This window comes from Gardnerella vaginalis (assembly GCF_001563665.1).
In the GTDB taxonomy this organism is placed as follows: Bacteria; Actinomycetota; Actinomycetes; order Actinomycetales; family Bifidobacteriaceae; genus Bifidobacterium; species Bifidobacterium vaginale_A.
The window spans coordinates 18,287-42,220 of the sequence record NZ_KQ961850.1; the positions used below are offsets into that span (position 1 = coordinate 18,287).

Here is a 23,934-nt window from a genome sequence, read left to right on the forward strand (position 1 = left end):
GGTTTATTTATGTTTTGGAATATTTTATCTCAATATGGCTTATTCTTAATGAAAGTTATAACTGGAGTTATTGCTCTTGTATGTATTTTAGCTTCGTTTAAAAAGTCAAGTAAATCTGATGATGACGATAAAAAAGAGATTACTATCGTCAATTTGAATGAAAAATATGATGATCAAAAAGATAAGCTTGAAGATGTTATGATTCTTAGTGGTTCTAAAGAAGAACGTAAGGCATCTAAAGAAGCAGAAAAACGAAAGAAAAAAGAAGAGAAGGAAAAGAAAAAGGAAGAGAAAGCAAAGTCTAAACAAGAAGCTAAGAATGCTTCTAAAACTTCTAATGACACTAATTTGGAAGTTAAAGATTCAGATGCAAATTCTTCTAAAAAGTCGCGTCTTTTCGTTCTAAAATTCTCTGGAAGTGTTAGCGCTAATGAAGTGAACGATTTGCGCGAAGAAATTACAGCTATGCTTTCTTTAGCTAAAGATGGAGATGAAGCTTTACTTCAGCTTGAAAGCCCTGGAGGATCAGTAGACGGATACGGCTTAGGTGCATCGCAATTACAACGTATTCGAAATCATAATATTCCTCTTACTGTTGCAGTAGACAGAGTTGCAGCTAGTGGCGGATATATGATGGCTTGCATAGCAGATCGCATTGTTGCAGCGCCTTTTAGTGCTATTGGATCTATTGGAGTTGTGGCACAAATTCCTAATGTTCACAGATTCTTGAAGAATCATGATGTTGATGTTGATGTTGTAACTGCTGGTAAATATAAGCGCACTATGACTGTTTTTGGAGAAAATACTGAAGAAGGAAAGCAAAAGTTCAAAGAAGAATTGAATGAAGTTCATCAATTGTTCAAAGATTTTGTGAGTACGCATCGTCCGCAAGTAGATATCGATAAAATCGCAACAGGAGAGTATTGGTATGCTGCGCGCGCTATTGAGTTGAAACTGGTTGATGCTTTAGGAACTAGCGATGATTTAATAGTTGATGCTATGAAAGATAAAGATGTTTATCTTATAACTACTAAAAAGTCTAAGTCCTTAGTAGAAAAAGTTGGTTTGAGAGCTGAAGCTGCAGTAGAAAATATTATTACTAATGTGATATATAAGAATTCTACTAACGCACGTGTTATGTAATTAACATGTTTAGATATGTTTAGCTAGATTTAGCTAGTTGGTTATATTTAGATAGCTAGCTATATTTAACTAGATTTAGTAATTTTTGTAAGTATTTCAAGAAGACTTATTAAGAGATTTTGAAGGTATAGTAATGGTCAATTCAGAAGAGTCTATGCGCGATGTTAGCGAATTTTCTGATTCTGATATTGTAAAAAATATATCTTCTAGTGATTCTTCTAGTAGTAATTCTTTAAGTAGTGATACTTCTAGTGATTCTTCTAGTGAGTCTTCTGATAAGTCTTCTAGTGATACTTCAAGTAACAATACTTTAAGTAGTTCTTCTATCGGGCGTTCTCGTAATTATTCTTATAAATTACGCTGGTTTACAGTAATAGTTTCTTTTATCTTAAGCATTTCCGTGGCTTTTTCGTATATTTTATTTGATATTTACGATATTATTCCAGGTCCGCTAACTATCAAATCCGTAAATCGTGTAAATCCAATCGAACGAGAAGATAGTTTCTTAAGCGTTTCATCCGTTTCATCACAAGCTGAAGCTGGAAGTAGTATAGATAAGGATTCAGCACAATCTCTTATAAAATCTTTAGTTGAAGATGCCGGTGTTGGCAATGATGTTTCTGTTGTAATAGAAGACTTTCATGGTAATGTTGTTGCAACGCACAATCCAGACATACCTAGAGAGCCTGCTTCTACTCTTAAAACTCTAACTGCTGCTGTTGCGTCACACACATTAGATATGGGATCTACTTTAGACACATTCGTATATGCTCTTAACGCTAAAGCTTCGAAGATTGTGTTAAAAGGCAATGGAGATATGCTCTTAGGTGCAGGTGAAAACGATATCAACCATGTAAATGGCAGAGCTGGTTTAGCTACTCTAGCGAAGAATACTGCTATAGCTTTGAAGAATAGGGGAATTTCGTCTGTTCATCTTTCTGTTGATGATTCGTTATTTGGTGAAAAACGCTATCCACCTCTTGTTCATGAAAATAACGAAGGAAATTATTATTATGAGCCGACTTCATCTATGGCTATAGATTGCGGTCGTAAGCGTAATTTTAATTATTGGCTTAGCTTGGGTCATGATGCAGATGATTTAGATGATTACCCTCCTTTAGATCAAAATCAACCTAAAAAGGTAGCAGAAACTTTCGTTGATTTGTTATCAAAGCAAGGTATTAGCGTTGATTTTTCTGGTGAAATAAGTAAAAGCAAGTCTTTAATTACTCCGAATGCTTTTCCAATTGCGCATGTATCATCTGCAACTTTAAGCGAGATACTTGGATATATGCTTAGACGTTCTGACAATTCACTTGCAGAAGAATTTGGACGTTTAACAGCTTTAGCTAAAGGTGAAAGTAATTCTCCTGAAGGTGCTGTTAAAAGTGTTGTTGAAGGATTAAAAAAATTAGGTGTTAATACTGAAGGTTTGCATATGTCTGATTGTTCAGGACTTTCACCTAAGTCTTCATTGCGAGTGACTACTTTAGCTCAAGTGCAGTTACTTAATTTGAGAGCTGGAAAAGGTTCTGCTGCTGCACAAGGATTAGCTTTGCCTGGATTTATTGGTTCTGCTCGTAGATTGTTGAAAGATGAGTCTGCTCTTGGAATGATAAGAGTAAAAACTGGATCCTTAGATAAAGTTACTTCTTTGACTGGAAACGTAACTCGAAAAAAGGGTGGTACTCTTGTTTTTGCTGTTGTTGTAAATAATCCTAAGAGTCATGGAATGTCTTTTGCAGCAATTAGTAAATTTATGAGCGCTTTACCGAATTTATAAAGCGTAAAGTTTTAATTTATAAAGTGTAGCGTTTTATAATAAGAATATGGTTTATTCATCTCGTGTGCGTGCAGGAATTGGCGAAATTAGCCATTGTTTTGACGAATTAGATTTAACTGTTCAAGATAAACAATTTCTTCGCCATGGCTTTCATGCTCCGAAGTGTGATGCTCCATTGGTTCTTATAGCGTGTTCTGGCGGCAGGGATTCATTAGCTTTAGTTGCGTTAGCGTCAAAAGTTTGTGCAAGCAGAGGCTTGCGCTGTGGAGTTGTTATTGTTAATCATAATTTGCAAAGTTCTTCTGAAAAAGTTGCTATTGAAGCATCTAATCAATGTAAAAAATTGGGTATTAGCTCTGATTTAATTTATATCGAATCAATAAAAGTATTAGATAGCGGTATTGGTATAGAAGCTGCTGCTAGAGATGCTAGGTATGCTGCTATTATTCGCCGCGCTAAAATTTTAAATGCGTCAGTCGTATTATTAGCTCATACTGCTGATGATCAAGCTGAAACCGTTGTTATAGGTTTGCGCGATTCTTCAGGTTTGGAAGCGATTGCTGGTATGAATGCGATTATTTTTAGGGATGGTATTAGATTTGCTCGTCCACTTTTGCAAATTACTCGTGATGAAACTACAGGAATTTGTGAAGATTTTTCAATAAAGTGGTGGGATGATCCAACTAACGGCGATTGCGTACCTAAAAATCAAGAATTGCATAAGAATTACCCGTTGCGTTCTCGCGTAAGGCATACGCTTATTCCGTATATTTCTCATTTCTTTAATGCAAATATTGTTAATCTTTTATCTAGAGGTGCGAAGTTAGCACAAGACGATTTAGAATATATTAATTCTCAAGTTGATGATGTTGTTTCTAAAGTTATGACAGTTAATTTTTATAGTTCTACTTTTAACGATTCTGACTCTAAGCATTGTGATAATTGCGCTTGTGATAATTGTGCTGATTGCGCTTGCGCTTGCGATTGTGATAACTGTGCTAGTGATAATTGCGCTAGTAGCATAACTTCGGATAATAAAAATATTGAGATTACTTTAGATGTTAAAACTTTAAAGGATTTCCATATATCTATTAGAAGACGTGTTATTGCTCGCGCACTTAGTCTTATGAATCTCAGATTTTCTTCTAGCCATATAACTTCTATAGATGAACTAATTAGTAATTGGCATGGTCAAAAGCCAGTTTCTTTACCTTGCAATGTCAAAGCGTGTCGCGTAGGCGTAAAAAACGCTTCAGTCATTCGTTTATGCAATTATAGGTAGCATGCAGATTTCAGATATACGCGATGACATTGACTATGAATTGATTAGTCATGATGACCTTATGAAGAGAATCCGTGAGGTTGCATCTCAAGTTAGTGAGGATTATAAGAATAGTAATCTTTTGCTAGTTGCTGTTCTTAAAGGAGCTGTGAACACGCTTGCTGTATTCTCGCAAGAATTGAGTATCAATGCATCTATGGATTTCATGAGTCTTTCAAGTTATGGTTCTGGTACTAAAACAAGTGGTAATATTACTGTCCGCGAAGATTTGAGTACTGATGTTGCAGGTCGCGATATTCTTATCGTTGAAGATATTGTAGATTCTGGTCGTACTCTAGATTGGTTGGTAAAAGAGCTTAAAAGTCGCGGTGCTGCAAGTGTTAAAGTATTCGCGTTGCTCACTAAGCCAGCTCGTCGTGAAGTAGATGTAGAGATAAATTATAAAGGTTTTGAAATTCCTGATGCGTTTGTTGTAGGTTTTGGAATGGATTACGATGAACGATACAGGAATTTGAATTCTATAGCTGTTTTAAAGCCATCAATATATGAGTCTTAATATATCAGTTAAGTAATTTGTATTTGAAAATATTATCTGAATTTATGTGTATTTAATGGAGTTTGAAAGGAGCCTGATTGTATGGGCGCTTCTCCTATGACACCGCGTGGTCCAATGGGAAATCCTCTTGGTGGAGGGGATAACAATAATCCATTTATGAATCCACGATCCCCTCGTAAAGACGGCAAAAAAGGGAATGATAATCGCGATAATCGTCAAGATAATGACGATTCTCGTAAGCCATTTTGGAAATCGCCTTGGACTTGGATTATACTTTTAGTTCTACTTTCCATAGTCGGTTTCCAGATGTTTGCGCATAATGGAGCGCAAAATATAGACACAAATGATGGTATATCTTTGTTGAAATCGCATAAGGCGAATTACGTAGAAATCATTGATAATAAGCAATTAGTTAAGCTTACGTTAAATGAAAACTTCCGTAAATTAGATACTCGAAGTAAGCAAAAGCGAGATTATGGTAAGGAAGTGCAATTCTACTACGTTTATGCTCAATCTAAAGATATTGTTAAGCAAGTTAAAGATGCTAAGCCTGTAAATGGTTGGAATGTGAACATTCAGCAGTCTGGTATTCTTTCTTACTTGTTTACTTCACTTTTGCCTATTTTCATTTTCCTCGGCATGATTTGGCTCTTGTTTAGCAAAATGGGAGGCAATGCAAGTAGTTTTCTTGGAATGGGTGGACCTCGCGGACGAGGAAAACTTATTGAAGGTAAAACTCCTAATACTAAGTTTTCTGATGTTGCAGGTGAACAGTCTGCAGTTGAAGAAGTTGAAGAGATTAAGGACTTCTTAAAAGATCCATCTCGTTATAAAGCTTTGGGTGCTAGGATTCCGAGAGGTGTGTTACTTTATGGCCCTCCAGGAACTGGTAAGACTTTGTTAGCTCGCGCTATAGCTGGCGAAGCAGGAGTACCGTTCTATGCTATGGCTGGTTCTGACTTTGTTGAGATGTTTGTTGGTCTTGGTGCTTCTCGTGTGCGTGAGCTTTTCGATGAAGCAAAGAAGAATGCTCCTGCAATTATTTTTATTGATGAGATTGATGCAGTTGGACGTCGTCGTGGTAGCGGTATGAATGGTGGACACGATGAACGTGAGCAAACTTTGAACCAGCTTCTCGTTGAAATGGATGGCTTCGATAATGATACGAATTTGATTATTATTGCAGCGACTAATCGTCCAGACGTTCTAGATCCTGCATTACTCCGACCGGGTCGTTTTGATCGTCAAGTTGCTGTAGAAGCGCCTGATTTGGAAGGACGTGAGGCGATTCTGAAGGTACATGCTAAAGGTAAGCCTTTTGTTCCAGATGTTGATTTGCACATGGTTGCTGTTCGTACTCCTGGTTTCACTGGTGCTGATTTAGCTAATGTACTTAACGAAGCTGCACTTTTGTGTGCTCGTTCTGGCGCTCAATTGATTGATAATCGCGCTATTGATGAAGCTATAGATCGTGTTCAAGCAGGACCTCGTAGAAGGTCAAAGGGAATGGCTCTAGATGAGTTACGAAATACTGCTTATCATGAAGGCGGTCACGCGCTTGTTGCTGCTGCATTGCATCATACTGATCCAGTCACAAAAGTGACGATTTTGCCTCGTGGGCGCGCTCTTGGATACACAGCTGTTATGCCTACTGCAGATCGCTATTCTGAATCTAGAAATGAATTGCTTGATCAAATGGCTTATGCTATGGGTGGTAGAACTGCTGAAGAAGTTGTATTCCATGATCCAACTACAGGAGCTTCTAACGATATTGAGAAAGCTACTGCAATTGCAAGGAAGATGGTAGTTGAGTACGGTTTTTCATCTAAGCTTGGTTCTGTAAAGTGGATGGATGCGGATGATGATTCTTCTGGTTCTCTTGATTCTTTGCAGCCTAGAAAGTTCTCAAATCGTACTGCTGAAGTAATAGATGAGGAAGTTCATAATCTTATTGAAACTGCTCATAGCGAAGCATGGGAGATTATCAATAATAATCGCGATGTGTTAGATGAGTTAGTTCGTCAATTGCTTGTAAAAGAAACTTTGAACGAGAAAGAGCTAAAAGAAATATTTAGTAATATTCGTAAAGCTCCTGAACGTGATTTGTGGCTTTCGAACGAGCAACGACCAGATTCTGATATTCCTCCTGTTGAAATTCCAGAAGTTTTGAAGCGTAATGTTTCTGATAAACAAAACGCTGATTAGTATTTCTAGTAGATAAGGTTATTTTGTAAATCATTGTAAATAAATATCTTTATAACTAAGTGAATATTTGGAAATAAAATCTTTTAAGTATTGTTGCTTAGTTATTTAAGTTGTATAAAGATATAAATAAATGATTATTATTAAGTAATCGCTCGAGAGTGAAAAAAGGGGGTCAATATGGATGCCATCAAATTTACAGGGATTAGGCCTAAAGGTGGGAACGTTCTTATTGGCCCCTATTGTATTACTGGAGTTGATGTAGCATTACGTCTTTTTCTTCATGCTGCTGTAAAAGGTGAAGTTTCTCAAACAATTGATATAGCTCAAGTTACTCAACGTCTTGCTAGAGATTTACGTGCGTGCGAGAGTGAAGATTATATTCTTAGCAATCCTTCTATTACTCTTGAGCTTGTAGCTGGTAGATTGATTGATTCCGCTTTGCGCTCATGGCAAGTCAATGAAGCTGAAATTACTGTTCATGCAGCTTTTCGCGCGAATAAAGAAAATGATAATACTGCTGAGAGTGATATAAAGGTTTGCGAAGTTAAAGAAAATAGTGATTCTAATCATGTTTCTTCTTCTCATGAGTCGACTGAGTCTTCTAAGTCAACTGATTCTTCAAATGGTTTGAATGTTGAATTAGATGATATTTCTGTGACTCTTCGAAGAGTTGCAGATGATGTTGATAATTCTCTTGAAAATCCAATGAAATCTTTGTCTGCTCCTTCTTATCCTAATTATGATTTGAATTATGATGATTTCGACTATGACGATGAGAGATATATTCCTGACTCTTACAAACCTTATGAAAATGATGATAGTAAAGAGTCTGATTTAAATAACAATCAAGATTCAAATAATAGCTTGAGCAAATCTTATGATGATTCAGGTGATGATTCAGAAGAAGATTCATTCGATAATTCAGTAGAAGATTCATTAAACGATAATGAAGATTCTCACGCTCGTCATGCAAATAAAAACGTATTTTCTTCTAAAAATGATGCTGAAAACTTAAGTGAAGATGATTATATTAACCTGGAAAATGGTGTTCCTTCACTAAAGAATTTAGGATTTACTAATCATAAATCATTCTTGTCATATGACTGCGAAGATGACACTAGGCTTGATGATTACTTTAGCGGTATGCAATATGACGATAATGTTGTAGATTGTGGAAGCGATGCTGTCAGTTATGAGTGTGAAGACACTGATTCGGAATATAAGCCTCGTCCTTCTCAATATTTCCCTATGAAAACTACTACGATTGTAGCTATGCGTGGTCCTGCTAAAGATGTTACTCGTTTAGCAATGTTCGATAGCATGGTAGCTTGTGAGCAAAGCAAAAAAGTAGTGATGCGAATTGACGGAATTTCCGCTCTTTATATTGTAAGTAGTGATTCTTCAGACGAATATTCTGCTGTATTTGTTGTTTCTTCAAATGTTGATGAATACGATACTATTCAACGATTGTTACAAATTTCTCGTGCTCATTCTAAAGATATACAAATTCATATTATTGGAATGCGTTTGTATAGTGCTCCAGAAAACTCTACTAAATCAGTTGATACAAGTATTTTGGAAGCTAAAGATGCAAGTATTGTTTTGTCTAAGCTTTCAGCTGCTGAGTTACTTCCATGGGATCAAGTTGAGAAAGATGCTTTTATTGATGGCAATCCTCTAGGGTATTTGATGGCGTTTACGCCTGATTCTTCTAATGTTGGTATTTATTCAGAACGTTGGATTATGGGGAATTGCTAATGAAAGCTTATCGTACTCCTTGGTGGTATTTTGTACTTGGTTGTATAGGCGGATTTGTGCTTGGTGCAATGTCTGTTTCTATGACTGAATCCAGTGCAATTATGGTTGCTGGAGCGCCATGGATTGTGATTCTAGTCATGATTATTTTAGGCATTACGACTTTTGTACTTGCTTGGCAAACTCATCAATATGCAACAGCGAAACCTGAAGATCGCAAGGTGCCGAATCATCGCAAATTCGTTATTGCACTCATGCTTTCTAAGTCATTGGGTATGGCGTGTGCAATTTTAATAGGCTGGTACATTGGGCAAATTGTTATGAGTGTTTCTCATAGTGAAGTTCCTATTTATGCATCTGTTGTTCGTGAATGTTCTATAGCAGCGTTAGTTTGCTTTATTGACATGATTATTGGAATTGTTGGTGAATGGTTGTGTCAATTACCGCCTGAAGATAAAAATGAGAGAACTGAGGATTCTCAGCGTGCGTCTGCTCCAGTCGCATAGTTTGACCTTAATTTAATCAATATGCGTGTTGTTTTTAGATTTTTTACACTAGTTTCAGTAGCTGTAATGATTGTCTCTCTTACAGCATGCGAGCCACAAGGTGAAGCTGTTGGTGATTCTGGTAAATCTAACGATATAGTTCATGATGGAATTGATGTGAACGATATTCGTATTGTTGTTATAGGTTCATCTTCTTTCTCTCTTGATACCTCAGTTCTTGATTCTTGTGCTAATTCTGGAATGAAAGCATCTTATGTTTCTATTTCAGATATTAAAAATCCTGCTAGTGCAGCTTATGATGCTATTAGAGATGCTTCTAACAGTCGGTCTTCTTTAGTGATTATTAACGAGATTAACGTTAATTCGCATGACGATAGTGATTCGTCTGATTCCTCTAAGTCTTCTTATGAAAATAGCTCATCTAAGCAATCTAATAAATCGAAGTCTAATAAATCGAAGTTAAAAAGTAGAGAAAACATGTCATCGTTAAGAAAATGGGAATCTGCTTTGCTTGATGTTAGGCGTGCAGGAATTCCTGTTTTGTTAGTTAATCCTATAAAACCTCCTAGCGATACTACGCTTTATGCAGCTAAAGCTTATTTCCCAACGTATTTAAAAGATAAAGAAAAAATAACAAAAACGATTAAAAATAGAAATATTAAAAAAACGTCTTTATCTAAAATTGTTCGTGCAATAATTGACAATATTCCACATGAAAAGGAAGTGATTGTTGATGAAAGATAAATTATCAAATAGTAATAATGATATTAAATCTTCTAAGGAATCCAATTCTTTGAGAGCCTATTCGCATTCTGAAGCATCACTTCCGTATGTTGAAGAGAATGGTTTATCGGATTCGCAAGTTGAACAAGCTGTGTTAAAAGGTGATGTAAACATTACGTCTAAAAGAACTTCACGTTCTATTGTAGATATAGTTAGATCCAATGTTTTCACGCTTTTTAATGCGATTATTTTTATTGCAATGCTTGTAGTTTTGTCTACTGGCTCATGGAAAGATGCTGTTTTTGGGGCAGTAATTTTAGTTAATACTGGTATTGGTATTGTTACAGAACTTAAAGCAAAGCATACTTTAGATAAACTTTCTATTCTTATAGCATCGCATTCAATAGTTAGACGAAATAATGAAAATGTAGAAGTTGAGCATAAAAATATAGTACTTGGCGATTTGCTATGGGTGCGTTCTGGCGAACAAGTTCCAGCAGATGTAGAAGTTTTAGATTCGTGGGGTCTTGAGATGGATGAATCCATGCTTACAGGCGAATCTGCTACAGTGCGTAAAATTACTGGCGATTGCGTATATTCTGGCTCTACAGCAGTTTCTGGAGTAGCTTTAACTCGAGTGATTGCAGTAGGGGAGAATAGTTATGCTTCTAAGTTAGCTTGCCAAGCAAAAGTTTATACAAAGACTATTTCGGATTTAAGTCGCGGAATAAATAAGATTTTAAAATATATGACTTTTGTAGTTGTGCCTTTATGTGTATTGCTCGTATGGTCGCAAATGCATAAAGTTGGAGGATTTGTATACGCTTTAAACACTGGAGAGTGGAGAGGTGCTGTAGTTTCAGCTGTGGCTGGAGTTGTTGGAATGATTCCTGAAGGTCTTGTATTGCTAACATCTCTTAATTTTGCTGTTGCTGCTATGCGTCTTGCGCGTAAGAATACATTAGTTCAAGAGCTAGAATCTGTTGAAACTTTAGCTAGAGTTGATTGCTTGAATTTAGATAAAACGGGAACTATTACAGATGGCGGTATTGCTTTTGTTGGAATAAAAAATCTTAATAATTTTGAATCTAGTTTAAGTGATTTAAATAAGTTAAGCGACACAGCTTATCCAAGTGATTTAAGTGACATAAGTGATTTAAGTATTTCTCAAGCTCTTTACGATTTGTCTAATGAAGAAAATCCAAATGCTACTGGAAAAGCTATTATAGATGGTTTAATGCAAAGTGGTATTAAGCCTAGTGAAAATATTTCTGTAAGACTTCCATTCTCATCTTCAAGAAAATGGAGTGCAATATGCTATGAATTTTCAAATTCTGAATTTGCTACTTGGTATATGGGTGCTCCAGAAGTATTAACAAGTTCTTTTGAGTGCGAAGAAGATTATTCTTCAATTTTGAATCTTGTTAATTCGTATGCTGAACAAGGTGAACGCGTGCTTATGCTTGCGTGTGTAAAAAATAATTACAAACAAAGTTTTTCAGATAATCCTACTATTTGCTCTAAAGCTAAGCCGATTGCTTTAGTTCGTTGTTCTGAAAGAGTGCGTGCTGATGCGTATAAGACTCTTGAATGGTTCCGCAATCAAGGTGTTAGATGTAGAGTGATTTCAGGAGATAATCCAACAACTGTTGCTTCTGTTGCGCGCAAAGTTGGTTTAACTGGAGATGTGAAACCAATAGCAATGGATGCTCGTAAACTTCCTGATGATATTCATGAATTAGCTAAAGTTATTGAAAACGTTGATGTTTTAGGAAGAGTCCTTCCTGAGCAAAAGAAAGCTATTGTTGAGGCTCTTCATATTAACGGTCATGTTGTTGCTATGACTGGTGATGGAGTAAACGATACTCTTGCTTTGAAGGAAGCTGATCTTGGAATTGCAATGGGTAATGCTGCTCCTGCTGCTAAGGCTGTAGCGCAAGTAGTATTAGTTGATTCTCAATTCTCACATCTTCCGGATGTCGTAGCTCGTGGGCGTCAAGTAATGGCAAATATGGAGCGTGTTGCTGGACTTTTCCTAGTAAAAACTGTGTATTCTGCATTGATTTCTGCAGGTGTTGTGTTACTTGGGTTGCATTTCCCTTATTTGCCTAGACACATAACTTATATTGGCTCATTGACGATTGGAATTCCGGCTTTCTTGCTTGCTCTAGCTCCTAATACACGCAGATATTTGCCAGGATTCTTGAATAGGGTTGTAAGATTTGCTTTGCCTAGCGGTTTTGCTATAGCAGTATCTGTACTTTTAACAGCTTTTATTGGTAGTATTCAAGGTATTACTACTACGCGCAGCATATGCGCTGTTATTGTTTTCGTAATTGGCATTCTAGTCTTGTCTAGAGTTTCACGTCCTCTATTTTCATGGCGAGCAATTATGGTATTGCTTTTTGCTTTGATTGGCGTTTTAGGTGCTTTTATACCATTTGTATCTAAATTCTTTGAAATTCATATACCGACTTACGGATTTGAACTCATATTTATGATTAGCGCTGTTATTTGTGCTGTAATACTTTGGTTTGTATGCGTTACGATATCTTTTAACATTCGTAAAGTGTTGAATAATATCGTTAAGCGCTGAATAATATTCGTAAAGTGTCGAAGTGCATTACTTTTATGCTTACAATAGAATTGTGTTCAGTATTTTAGAAATGTTTTCTGTTGGTGTTGGTCCTAGCTCTTCGCACACAGTAGGGCCTATGCGTGCTGCTTATGCTTTTGTTACTTCTCTCAAAGACAAAGGAATATTGCGTAATGTAAAACACGTATCAGTAACACTTTATGGCTCGTTATCTCTTACAGGTTTAGGTCATGGTACTGATCGTGCTTGTGTTGCTGGTCTTGAAGGTAATCTTCCAGATGATGTTGACACTGAGCACATGATGACTATTAGGCAAGATTGTAAAGCAAGTGGTACTTTAACTCTTGCTCATGAGCATACTATTGATTTTGATTATGACAATGATGTGATTTTTGAAAAATGGAAACGTATGGTTGCTCATCCAAATGGTATGCGATTTGTTTGTACTGATTCAAATGGTGATTTAGTTGATGAGCAAGTATGGTATTCAATTGGCGGAGGATTCATACGTAAAGGTTTTGCTGATGATGCAATGGTTGGATTGCATGATCGCACTGATGCAGAAAGTGATGAATCGAATAAATTAGATAATCCTAAAAATAACGACTCTATTAAAGATTCAACAGTTCCATATCCATTTATTTCGTGTGATGAGCTAATTTCTATTTGCAATAAAGAGCATATGTCTATAAGTGATGTTGTGTGGCAAAATGAATTAGCTTTGCATGAAGGCGATTCTTGCTATGTGCGCAACTATTTATTACATGTTTGGAATGTGATGAGTAAATGCGTTGAAAATGGTTGCAAATCGACTCAGAATATTTTGCCTGGAGGATTAGATGTTCCTCGTCGTGCTCCACGAATGTATAAAAGACTTTCTGCTAATTCAGATATGTTGCGAAATGATAGGCGCCGCGCTGATTGCGCTTTAGAAAGTTCTGATTCTGCTTGGGTGAATCTTTTTGCGCTCGCTGTAAGTGAAGAAAATGCTGGTGGTGGGCGTATTGTAACTGCTCCTACTAACGGCTCTGCTGGCATTATTCCTGCGGTATTGCAATATTATTGGCGTTTTGTTGATTCTGCTGATGAAGATGGTATTGTGCGATTTTTGCTGGCTGCTGGAGCTGTTGGTTATTTGTTTAAGAGGAATGCTTCTATTTCTGGTGCAGAAGTTGGTTGTCAAGGAGAAGTTGGTTCTGCTTGTTCTATGGCTGCTGCTGGATTGTGTGAGGTTTTAGGTGGAACTCCTGAGCAAGTTGAAAATGCTGCAGAAATAGGAATTGAGCATCATTTAGGTTTAACTTGCGATCCTGTTGGCGGTCTTGTGCAAATACCGTGTATTGAACGTAATGCTATGGCTGCAAATACTGCTATCAATGCTGTTAGAATGGCTATGCTTGGAGATGGTTCTCATATAGTAAGTTTAGATAAAGCAATTAAAACTATGAAAGAAACTGGTCACGACATGATGTCGAAGTATCGTGAAACTTCTAAAGGCGGTTTAGCTGTAAATGTCGTTGAGTGCTAGTTTTTAATGTGAACTTTAGTACTGGTTTTTAATGTGAACTTGAGTGTTAGCTTTTAAGTATGTATAAGTATGTAAATATGTACTAGTTTATTAGCGTTGCAAGTGTATAGTAAACGTAATACTTGAGTGCTAATCTAAAACACGTCATAATACTGTATAATTGTGTAACCTATAGCATGTTTCAAAAGTTTATAAAGGAGGTAAAATGTCAAAGGATATGCCGCAAGTGCTTGCAGAGTTTGGTACTACGCCAACGGTGACGTTCCCAACGGCCACGCCGCCAGCAGGTCTTAAGATTGTTGAATTGGTTGAGGGAGATGGTCCTCTTGTTCGTTCAGGAGATACTGTAACTGTTAATTATCATGGAGTTGTTTGGGGTTCAGATAAGCCGTTTGATTCTAGTTTTACTCGTCATACTCCTGCAAGTTTTGCAATTGGCGTAGGTCAGGTAATTCAGGGTTGGGATCGTACTGTTCCAGGTCATAATGTTGGATCTCGTTTGTTGGTTTCAATTCCTCCTGAGTGTGGATATGGTTCTCGTGGAGTTCCTCAAGCTGGAATTCCTGGTGGAGCTACGCTTGTATTCGTGATTGATATTATTTCGACTCGCTGAATTGCGTGTTGCGTCGAGTAAAGGAGATTGCTATGGAAGAAGAAAAAACAATTTTGTTGACGCAAGAAGCGTATGACAAATTAAAAGAAGAGTTAGAGCATAGAGAAGGCGAATATCGCGAAGAAATTACTGAGCGTATTGCAGCTGCACGAGCTGAAGGTGATTTGTCTGAAAATGGAGGATATCAGGCTGCTCGTGAGGAGCAAGGTAAGAATGAAGGGCGTATCAATGAGCTTATTGTTAAGCTTCGTAACGCTAAGATTCTTGAAGCTCCAGAAGATGGTTTAGTTGGCAATGGCTCGTTAGTTGTTCTTGAATTAGCTGGAACAGAGATGACTTATGTAGTTGGTTCTAGAGATATTGCTGTTGCAACTGAATATGATGTAGTTAGCCCTGAATCTCCAATTGGCGCAGCTATTATGGGAGCGCATACTGGAGATACAGTTACTTACTTCACTCCTAATGGTCGTCAAATGTCTGTAACTATTAAGAGTGCTCATCCAATGTCTTGAGTATAACTCGTTTAGATATTAAGAAACGGCATCCGTTATATCGGGTGTCGTTTTTTTTTATGGTTTTTTGCCTATAGCTTTGATTTTTAGCTGAAAAATCATTCAATTGAATTTTTAAAAATCAAAATAGTGGAAAATCCTTATTAAAAAAATATATTTTTTGTAAAAAGTGGGGATTTTTGGTGATGGGTGGAGTAAAATGGGGAGCATTGTGCACGTGGCATAGCGCATATTGTTAAGGAGGTGGTAGTATGGTACGTTCTTCACATAGCAAAGAATCGCACAATATTGCCAATTCTTCCTCTGAAGCTGTGCCTAATGATGTTAATAATTCTCAGAAAATGCATATGCCAGTGCAAAAGTATGATCAATCTAAAGCATCAAATAATAGTGCGAATGCGCAAACATCTGCAGTTTATTCACAAAACTATTCAGATTCTTCTGCATGTTACTATGCTCAGCAAGCTCCTCAGCCGGTGTTTAACTCTCCTTTGCCGCCTAATTGCCAGCCTGCAATGCCTATGTATTATGCTCAAGCACCTCAAGCTCCTCAGGTGACTCCTCAGCAAGTCCCTCAGCAAGCTCAATTGTGCACCATGCCTGTGCAATCTCCGATGCAAGTATCTCAGCCTACATCTGTCATACTTTTAGGAACGTATACTCCGAAGATTGATTCTAAGGGTCGCGTTGCTTTGCCTGCTAAGTTTCGTGCGCAATTGGGAACTGGTTTTGTTATGGCTAGAGGTCAAGAGAGATGTGTTTATGTGCTCCCAATGCAAGAATTCCAGCGTATAACTTCTCAAATTCAGCATACTTCAATGAGCAATAAATCTGCTCGCGATTATTTACGAGTATTTCTTTCTGGGGCAGTTGATCAAGAACCAGATAAACAAGGTCGTATCGTTGTTCCTCCTATGCTTCGCGAATATGCAAATCTCGAAGATGAAATTGTCGTTATAGGCGTTGGAACTCGTGCTGAAATTTGGAATAAGACAGCTTGGAATGAATATCTTGCGGATCGCGAACAGGGATACGCTGATATTGCGGATGATGTACTTCCGGTGGTGATGTGATGACAGATATTACAACTATTCACCAGCCTGTACTTCTACAAGAATGTGTTAATCTTGTTTCTCCTGCACTAAATCATGAAGGAGCAATAGTTGTTGATTGCACTTTAGGACTTGCAGGTCATGCTAGTGCATTTTTGAAAGCTGCTCCTCTTGCAACATTAGTCGGAATAGATAGAGATAGTGAAGCACTTTCATTAGCTACAGCCAGAATGCGTAATGAAGGTCTTGAAAACCGTTTTATTCCAGCACATGCAGCATTTGATGAAGTAAGTGATGTGCTTGAATCTCATGGAATTGATTTCATTGATGCTGCTTTTATGGATCTTGGATTATCAAGCTTGCAAATTGATGAAACAAATCGTGGATTTTCATATTCTCATGATGCTGCTTTAGATATGCGCATGGATGTATCTCAATCAACTACTGCTGCAACTATTCTTGCAACTTATGATGAGAAAAGTCTTATAAGAATTTTCCGTGAATACGGTGAAGAGCGTTTTGCTGCTCCTATTGCTCGTAAAATTGTTAAAACTCGTGAATCTAATCCTTTGACTACTTCTAGCCAACTTGTTGATTTAGTAGATAATGTTATTCCAAAAGCACATAGAGCACCTGGAAATCCTGCTAAGCGTGTATTCCAAGCTTTAAGAATCGAAGTTAATGGAGAATTAGATAAGCTTTCTAGAACTTTACCTCAACTTGCTTTGCGCTTACGTAAAAATGGGCGTCTTGTTGTTGAGTCTTATCATTCTTTGGAAGATATAACAGTTAAGCGTTTTATGAATCAAGGTTTAACTGTTGATGTTCCGTCTTCAATGCCTGTAATTCCAGATGATGCGCAACCTTTCTTTGAGTCTTTGACTCGTGGAGCAATTAAAGCTTCTAGTGAAGAAATAGCTCATAATACTCGTTCTGCATCCGTTCGTTTGCGTGCAATTGAGTTGAAGCGTGATTTGCCTGCTCATTTCCGTAAGCGTTTTGAAGATGAAGCTTTAGGTGTGTTAAGTGTAGATGGCAAGTCTGCTTTTAATCGTATTTCTCGCGCTAAAGGAGGTAGATAATGAAATTGCCTTCTTTAAAAAATCGTTTGCCAAGAGTATCTTCGTCTACTTCTTCTGCTCCAGCTGGCAGATCAAGTGTTAAAGATACGCACACTCGTAATGAGTATTCAGGTAGCGTGAATAAATCTCGCTCATATTCAGAATCTGTTAAATCGCCTATTTTAGAGCATTTTAATAAGGTTGTTGCGTGGAGTAATACGAGTATGGTTCCTGTTTTTAACATTATTATCATCGTGTTATTCCTAGTTATTGCGCTAACTGTTTCATTAGCTATTCGTACGCAAATGGCTGCTCTTTCTTTTGAACAAACAAGATTACAAATAGCTATTTCTAAAGAGCGTCAAGATCTTGAAAGTAAGCAAGCTCAATTGGATGCGTTAGAAGCTCAGTTGCCTGCTAAAGCTCAAGAAATGGGTATGATTCCTCAACAAGGTGCAATCACTATTGATTTAAGTGATTATGCGAAAAAGCATGATGATAAAAAAGATTCTAAATCCAGCTCTAAGAATGATAAGTCTGGATCTAATTTTGTTGAGAAATCTGACTCTAATTCTGGTTCTAATAAAAAGTCAGAAACAAGAGAACAAAAAGATAAAACTTCTAAATCAAAAATTAAGACTAATAAAACAGCAACACAGGAGAAACGATAATGTTCAACGCTATAAAGAGATTCATTTCTCAATACAGTGTATTTACACGTAAATGTATGACTATCGTATTCCTTTTTATGTTCTTAGCTACAGTAGCTATAGTTAAACTCAGTTCCGCGCAGATTATAAATTCTCGCCAAACTGCTGAAGCTGCACAATTAGAACGTAGTAGAGTGCGTAAGATTGTTGCTCGTCGTGGACGAATACTTGATGCTAATGGAACTGTGTTAGCGCAAAGTATTGAAAGATACAACATTATTGGCGATCCTTTGAATGCGCAAACATTTATTCCTACTGCTTGTAGTGCCAAAACGAAGAATAATTGCCATTCAATTAACGGAAAACCTGTTGAAGCAACTGGTGCTTTAGCGGTTGCACGTTTGCTTGCTCCTGTTTTACATATGACATCTATGGAAATTGGCGGTAAATTAGCTACTTCTGGACGTTATACTGTTATTAAGCGTGATGTAAGTCCTGAAGAAAAGCAAAAAATTGATAAATTAAATCTTTCTGGATGTATTTACGCTGAGAAAAGTAGTAAGCGTGTGTACTCTAGCGGTAATATTTTAGGATCTTTTATTGGCGCTGTTGTTGATGCTGGAGAAACTGATTCTAAAGTAGCTAAAGGCCGTAAAGGTGATGTTGGAATCTCGGGAATTGAATTAAGTGAAGATAAACAATTGACTGGAGTTGACGGTTATCAGCGTTATCAGGGGAATGGAACTGGTTCTCAGCGCATTCCTGGAACTGTTTTAGAAACAAAGCCTGCTGTAAATGGTAACGATGTGAAATTAACTATTGACAGCGATGTTGATTGGTATGTTAAAAAAGCTTTAATGGATGGTAAAAATACTTATAAAGCTGAATGGGGTATCGCTGTTGTGCAAGATATTCACACTGGTCAAATACTAGCAATTGAAGATACAGATACTATTGATGCTGGCAGCGTAGAAGCTAAGCGCAATATTTCTCGTGCTGTTAGCCAAGTTTTTGAGCCAGGTTCTGTTGGAAAAGCATTGTCTATGGCTGGAATGTTGCAAAGTGGAGCTCATAAGCTTACAGATCAATTCGCTGTTCCAGGATCTATTAACAAGAATGGTCAAGTTTTCCACGATGCTCACAGCCATGGTGTTGAGCGTTTGACTTTGGCTGGAATTTTAAGAAAATCTTCTAATGTTGGCATGATTCTAGCAGGCGAAAAGTATCCTAATAACAAGCGTTATGAGTTTCTTTCAAAATTTGGTATTGGACAATATACTGGCTTAGATTTGCAAGGTGAATCTAAAGGAATCTTATCTAGTCCACAATCTTGGGATGGACGAAAACAATATACTGTTTTGTTTGGTCAAGGATATGCTACTAATGCTTTGCAAATAACTAATGCAATCGCGACTATTGCAAATAAAGGTGTAAAGCTAAAGCAATCTGTTATTAAGTCTGTAATCGATCCTAGTGGAAGAGTGAGTGAAAATAAGCGTCCTGAAGCTACGCGAGTTTTGGATGAAAATGTTGCATCTCAAATGATGGATGCTATGGAAAGTACTGCTGAATCTTATAAGAAATTCTTGCGTATTGATGGCTATCGTATTGCTGCTAAAAGTGGTACTGCACAGGTTGCTGGTTCAACTGGTAAAAGTCTTACTTCTATTATTGCTGATTGTGCTGCAGTTATGCCTGCAGACAATCCTAAATTTGCAATAACAGTTGTTTTGAGAAATCCTCGAGGAACGTATGGTGTTGTTACTGCAGCGCCTATAGTTAAAACAATTGGTGAGTTCTTGATGCAAAAGTATGATATTCCTCTGTCTGCTCCTCGTGGAAACGCAACTGCTGTAGAATGGTAATGCATTACAAGTTAGAGCGAGTGTGAATATTGAATATGAATGCTGTTGATGAGTTTTCAAGAACTCGTGTTACGTTAGGTTATGCTGCTGAAAATTACGGTTTTGAAGTAGTTCCAGAATTTTGTTCTGGTGTTACTGTGACTTCTGTTGCTTCAGATGTGCGTAAAGTGCGTCCTGGTGCATTATTTGCGCCGACATGTCATGTTGATCGTCGTCAATTGGAAGCTGCTCGTGATGCAGGTGCTTATGCTGCTCTTGTTCCTCCTGAGTTTAAGTCAGAAGCGAATAATATTGGCATGCCTTTACTTATTTCTTCTTTCAATCCAATTTCACTTGGCAAGCTTGTTTGTGATGTAAATAACGATCCATCTTCTTGTGTAGCTACTTTTGCTGTTGCTGGAGATGACGATGATGATATACACGCTAATGTATTGCGTTTAGCTGATTTTCTTCATATGCTTGGTAATCCTGTTGGTGTTATAAGTGATGCTGGATCTTCATCTTTGCAACGGGAATTGCAATTAGATTATCCTTTAGGAATTGCTGATTTACAACATAATCTTTCTGTTTGTGTAGAAGATGGTGCTGCTGCTGTTGTTATCGCTTTGAATTCTCAAACGTTAGAAAAAGATGCTTTGCAATCTGTAAATATTGATGTTTTAGGTGTAGAGAGCGAAGAGAAGCGTACGATTTCACTGATTCCTCCAACTCCTCCTGAAGAATCAATTAAGAATTTCTTAAGTAGAAATAGCTATAAAGATTCTTCTAAAAATGAGAATAGTGAGAATAGTAATAGTAGTGAAAATAGTTTTAATGCTAATACTATTCATTCTGAGAGCTCTAAAGATTTCGATTCTGATTCTAAGTTGGATTCTAAGGATTCTAATGTACTTGTACAAAAGGTTGATGTTAAGCCTGTTGTAAGTTTTTATTCTTTGCAACAGCGTTACGGCTTTTATTGTCGTGAGCGTTCGTATTGCATCACTAGAACTAAAGAATCAGATGAATTAGCTGATTTAGTAGATAGCATTGGTGGAAAAGATGTGAATCGTCATCTTTCTCTTTCTATTGCTATGGTTCTCGCTGCTGGCGTGCGCCGCGGAACAATAAAAAGTGCATTGCGAGTATCTCGTGAATTACATTGATAGCCGTGTTATACATTGATAGCCGTGTTATAAGTTAAAATTTAAGATTTTGTTGCTATTATATATTTCGGTCGTTTGTATTTTGTTGCATGAACAAGTTATGAACATGAAATGAATAATGCTGATGTATGCCGATACGATGCAAAATCGTTATTAGGAGGATTTGATGAGCTGCACTGAAAGCGCTGATAGTTACAAATCTCATATTGGCATGATGCCTATGAGTGTTAGCGAAATTGCGCAAGCAGTGAACGGTGATGTTCATGTTGATGCGTCTTATGATTGTAATAAAGTTTGCGCTTTTTATACGTGTAGTGATTCTCGGCAAGTACGCGAAGGTTCTGTATTTGTAGCTATTCAAGGCGAGCGTGTAGATGGACATGATTATGTAGATAGAGCTGCAACTGTGGGCGCTTCAGTTGCAATTGTCAACCATTTAGTTTCTGGTGTTTCTTCTTGTTTTCCTCAAATTGTTGTTAAAGATACTGTTAAAGCTTTAGGTTCTCTTGCAAAGCATAATATTGACCGCCGCCGTGAAAGTAGCTCTCCTTTTACGATTATTGGAATTACAGGTTCTGTTGGTAAAACGACTACAAAAGATATGCTTAGAACATTGTTAATGAAGATGGGTGAAACTGTTGCGCCTATTGGTTCATTTAACAATGAAATCGGTCTTCCTTTAACAGCTTTGCGTGTTGGAGAAAACACTAGATTCTTAGTAGCAGAAATGGGAGCTAATCACGTTGGTGAAATCACGTATTTAACTAATATTGCTCCTCCTGATATTGCTATTGTGTTAAAAGTTGGTGTTGCTCATTTAGGTGAATTTGGTTCTGTTGAGCGCATAGCTCAAGCAAAGAGTGAAATTGTAAAAGGCTTAGTTCCTCACGGCGTTGCTGTTTTGAATGCGGATGATATTCGTGTAGCTGCTATGCAATCTTTAGCTGATGAAGATAAAATACGTTGGTTTGGAATTAAAAATAAAAAATCGCAGTATTGCATTATTGCTGAAGATGTGAGTTTAGATAGCTACGGTTGTGCTTCAGCTGTATTTAAAGAGTTTAATGCATGTGAATCTGGAGTTAGTGAATCTAAGACTACGGAATCTGGAGTTAGCGAATCTAAATCGCATGAATCTAGCCAAAATATCCATCTTTCGTTGCAAGGTGAGCATAATATTATGAACGCTCTTGCTGCTGCTAATGTCGCTAGATATTTTGGAATGAAGTTAAAAGATATTGCTGAAGTTTTGCATAACGTTTCGCATATAAGCCCTCATCGTATGCAAGTTTCAACTGTTTGCAATAATAATCAGTCTTTCACTCTTATTGATGATTCTTTCAATGCTAATCCAGATTCTATGAAAGCTGGAATTGATGGATTATGTGCTTATGAACGTTGTGATAATAATTCGCTATTTCGTATTGCTGTTCTTGGTTCCATGTTGGAACTTGGAAAAGATGAAGATTTTCTTCATGAAAATATTGGCGCTTATGCAGTTTCGCATAAAGTAAACGCTATTATTGCAGTCGGCTCTAAGGATTCTAAAGATTTAGATCATTTAGCTGAGTGTATTGTAAATGGAGCATTAAGCTCTTCAAAAAATAATTCGGTTGAAAAATTAGATGATTCTGAATCAGAAACAGAAGTTTTTTTGGTGCATGATACGATTGAAGCAGATAAAAAAGTTTGGTCGCTTGTTGCGCAGCATTCGCGTAGTGTAGTGTTGTTAAAAGGATCTCATGCGTCTGGTTTAAGCGCGTTGGCTGAGAAATGGGATTGTTTGCAATCTTCTAAACAGCAAGAGGTTACTTGCGTTGAATCTTGTAGTCAAATGGAGGTTAAGCGTTGATTGCTCTTATTGTAGGAATCTTAGTGGCTCTGCTTGTAACTATTATCGGAACGCCTCTTTTGATTCGTTTAGTAAATCATTTGCATTACGGTCAATATATACGTCAAGATGGTCCTCAATCTCATAAAGTTAAGCGTGGAACGCCTACTATGGGTGGAGTAGTCATAAACTTGGCTGTTGTTGCAGGATGGTCTGCATCTGCTTTATACCGCTATTTCTCGTCTAATCGTGCTCCTTCGTGGTCCGCAGTGCTCGTGTTATTTGCAATGCTTTCCATGGGTTTGCTTGGATTTATTGATGATTTTGCTAAAGTTCGTAAAAAGCGTAATTTAGGTCTTTCTGTTGGCGCTAAGCTTACTGGTCAAATCATTTTTGCAAGTTTATATGCTTTACTTTCTCTTATTCTTCCAACTCCTTCTGGATTCTCAAGTGCTCAAATGGGCGTGAGTTTTATTGAGAAGCCATTTTTTGATTTCTCTATTTTTGGAACTTTTATAGGCACAATATTATTTATTGTTTGGGTTAATTTCTTAATGGCTGCTTGGTCTAATGCTGTTAATTTGGCTGATGGCTTAGATGGATTAGCTTCTGGATCTTCAATGATTGCGTTTACTGGTTATGCGCTAATCGCTTTTTGGGAATCGTATCACGTTAAAGGTTCAGTTAGACCAGGATTTTCTTACGCTGTTTCCGATCCGCTTGATTTAACTATTATTGCTGTTTGTGCAGGAGTCGCATGTTTCGGATTCTTATGGTTTAATTCGAATCCTGCTCAAGTCTTTATGGGAGATACTGGCTCTTTGGCTTTGGGTGGATTATTTGCATCACTATCAATTGCTACACATACAGAATTTTTGGCTGTTATTTTAGGCGGATTATTTGTGATTGAAACTATGAGTGATGTTATTCAAGTCGGTTTCTTTAAGCTTACTCATAAAAGAGTGTTTAAGATGGCTCCGATTCATCACCATTTTGAGCTTCTCGGTTGGACTGAAACAAAAGTAGTTGTTCGTTTCTGGATGATTGAGTTTATGTTTGTGCTTTCTGCATTGATGATATTCTATGCAGATTGGGCTGGTCGTACTGGATTATTGATTTGATTGAATC

General features: G+C 37.3%; 19 protein-coding genes. All 19 read left to right on the forward strand.

Going from position 1 to position 23,934, the window contains the following annotated elements:
- Nucleotides 1-9 precede the first annotated feature (9 nt).
- The 19 genes from sohB to mraY all read left to right on the forward strand — a co-directional run bounded on the left by sohB (nt 10) and on the right by mraY (nt 23,927).
- Nucleotides 10-1,143 carry a protease SohB gene (gene sohB / locus HMPREF3230_RS00430; RefSeq protein ID WP_075523033.1) on the forward strand — a complete coding sequence of 378 codons (1,134 nt, stop codon included), beginning with the start codon at nt 10-12 and terminating at the stop codon, nt 1,141-1,143.
- 133 nt (nt 1,144-1,276) lie between these two features.
- Nucleotides 1,277-2,926: a D-alanyl-D-alanine carboxypeptidase/D-alanyl-D-alanine-endopeptidase gene (locus tag HMPREF3230_RS00435; RefSeq protein ID WP_230955885.1), complete on the forward strand. Its 1,650-nt coding sequence runs from the start codon at nt 1,277-1,279 to the stop codon at nt 2,924-2,926.
- A gap of 46 nt (nt 2,927-2,972) precedes the next feature.
- Entirely contained in the window at nt 2,973-4,208 is a 1,236-nt protein-coding gene (gene tilS, locus HMPREF3230_RS00440) for a tRNA lysidine(34) synthetase TilS (RefSeq protein ID WP_075523034.1), read from the forward strand.
- Nucleotide 4,209: 1 nt separating this feature from the next.
- On the forward strand, nt 4,210-4,764 hold the full coding sequence (hpt, locus tag HMPREF3230_RS00445) for a hypoxanthine phosphoribosyltransferase (RefSeq protein WP_075523035.1): 555 nt from the start codon (nt 4,210-4,212) through the stop codon (nt 4,762-4,764).
- An 81-nt stretch (nt 4,765-4,845) separates the two neighbouring features.
- A complete protein-coding gene (gene ftsH, locus HMPREF3230_RS00450; RefSeq protein ID WP_075523036.1) occupies nt 4,846-6,969 on the forward strand; it encodes an ATP-dependent zinc metalloprotease FtsH in 2,124 nt (707 codons plus the stop codon).
- 177 nt (nt 6,970-7,146) lie between these two features.
- On the forward strand, nt 7,147-8,727 hold the full coding sequence (locus HMPREF3230_RS00455) for a hypothetical protein (RefSeq protein WP_075523037.1): 1,581 nt from the start codon (nt 7,147-7,149) through the stop codon (nt 8,725-8,727).
- Nucleotides 8,727-9,230 (forward strand): DUF3180 domain-containing protein, encoded by a 504-nt coding sequence (locus HMPREF3230_RS00460; RefSeq protein ID WP_075523038.1) that lies wholly within the window; start codon nt 8,727-8,729, stop codon nt 9,228-9,230. Before HMPREF3230_RS00455 ends, HMPREF3230_RS00460 begins: the two co-directional genes overlap by 1 nt.
- Before the next feature lie 66 nt (nt 9,231-9,296).
- Nucleotides 9,297-9,974 carry a hypothetical protein gene (locus HMPREF3230_RS00465; RefSeq protein WP_155642858.1) on the forward strand — a complete coding sequence of 226 codons (678 nt, stop codon included), beginning with the start codon at nt 9,297-9,299 and terminating at the stop codon, nt 9,972-9,974.
- A complete protein-coding gene (locus tag HMPREF3230_RS00470) occupies nt 9,964-12,549 on the forward strand; it encodes an HAD-IC family P-type ATPase (RefSeq protein WP_075523040.1) in 2,586 nt (861 codons plus the stop codon). Before HMPREF3230_RS00465 ends, HMPREF3230_RS00470 begins: the two co-directional genes overlap by 11 nt.
- Nucleotides 12,550-12,601: 52 nt before the next feature.
- On the forward strand, nt 12,602-14,077 hold the full coding sequence (locus HMPREF3230_RS00475) for an L-serine ammonia-lyase (RefSeq protein WP_269137038.1): 1,476 nt from the start codon (nt 12,602-12,604) through the stop codon (nt 14,075-14,077).
- 205 nt (nt 14,078-14,282) lie between these two features.
- Nucleotides 14,283-14,690 carry an FKBP-type peptidyl-prolyl cis-trans isomerase gene (locus HMPREF3230_RS00480; RefSeq protein ID WP_075523041.1) on the forward strand — a complete coding sequence of 136 codons (408 nt, stop codon included), beginning with the start codon at nt 14,283-14,285 and terminating at the stop codon, nt 14,688-14,690.
- 32 nt (nt 14,691-14,722) lie between these two features.
- Entirely contained in the window at nt 14,723-15,202 is a 480-nt protein-coding gene (locus HMPREF3230_RS00485) for a GreA/GreB family elongation factor (protein ID WP_075523042.1), read from the forward strand.
- Between the two features lie 251 nt (nt 15,203-15,453).
- Complete coding sequence (mraZ, locus tag HMPREF3230_RS00490) at nt 15,454-16,275, forward strand: division/cell wall cluster transcriptional repressor MraZ (RefSeq protein ID WP_196489625.1); 822 nt, start codon at nt 15,454-15,456, stop codon at nt 16,273-16,275.
- Nucleotides 16,275-17,336 (forward strand): 16S rRNA (cytosine(1402)-N(4))-methyltransferase RsmH, encoded by a 1,062-nt coding sequence (gene rsmH / locus HMPREF3230_RS00495; RefSeq protein WP_075523043.1) that lies wholly within the window; start codon nt 16,275-16,277, stop codon nt 17,334-17,336. Before mraZ ends, rsmH begins: the two co-directional genes overlap by 1 nt.
- On the forward strand, nt 17,336-17,986 hold the full coding sequence (locus HMPREF3230_RS00500; RefSeq protein ID WP_075523044.1) for a hypothetical protein: 651 nt from the start codon (nt 17,336-17,338) through the stop codon (nt 17,984-17,986). Before rsmH ends, HMPREF3230_RS00500 begins: the two co-directional genes overlap by 1 nt.
- Nucleotides 17,986-19,830 carry a peptidoglycan D,D-transpeptidase FtsI family protein gene (locus HMPREF3230_RS00505; protein WP_075523045.1) on the forward strand — a complete coding sequence of 615 codons (1,845 nt, stop codon included), beginning with the start codon at nt 17,986-17,988 and terminating at the stop codon, nt 19,828-19,830. The genes HMPREF3230_RS00500 and HMPREF3230_RS00505 overlap by 1 nt, the downstream gene beginning before the upstream one ends.
- A 35-nt stretch (nt 19,831-19,865) precedes the next feature.
- Complete coding sequence (locus HMPREF3230_RS00510) at nt 19,866-20,975, forward strand: UDP-N-acetylmuramyl peptide synthase (protein ID WP_075523046.1); 1,110 nt, start codon at nt 19,866-19,868, stop codon at nt 20,973-20,975.
- Between the two features lie 166 nt (nt 20,976-21,141).
- Complete coding sequence (locus tag HMPREF3230_RS00515) at nt 21,142-22,827, forward strand: UDP-N-acetylmuramoyl-tripeptide--D-alanyl-D-alanine ligase (RefSeq protein ID WP_082266202.1); 1,686 nt, start codon at nt 21,142-21,144, stop codon at nt 22,825-22,827.
- Nucleotides 22,824-23,927 (forward strand): phospho-N-acetylmuramoyl-pentapeptide-transferase, encoded by a 1,104-nt coding sequence (gene mraY / locus HMPREF3230_RS00520; protein ID WP_075523047.1) that lies wholly within the window; start codon nt 22,824-22,826, stop codon nt 23,925-23,927. Before HMPREF3230_RS00515 ends, mraY begins: the two co-directional genes overlap by 4 nt.
- Nucleotides 23,928-23,934 lie beyond the last annotated feature (7 nt).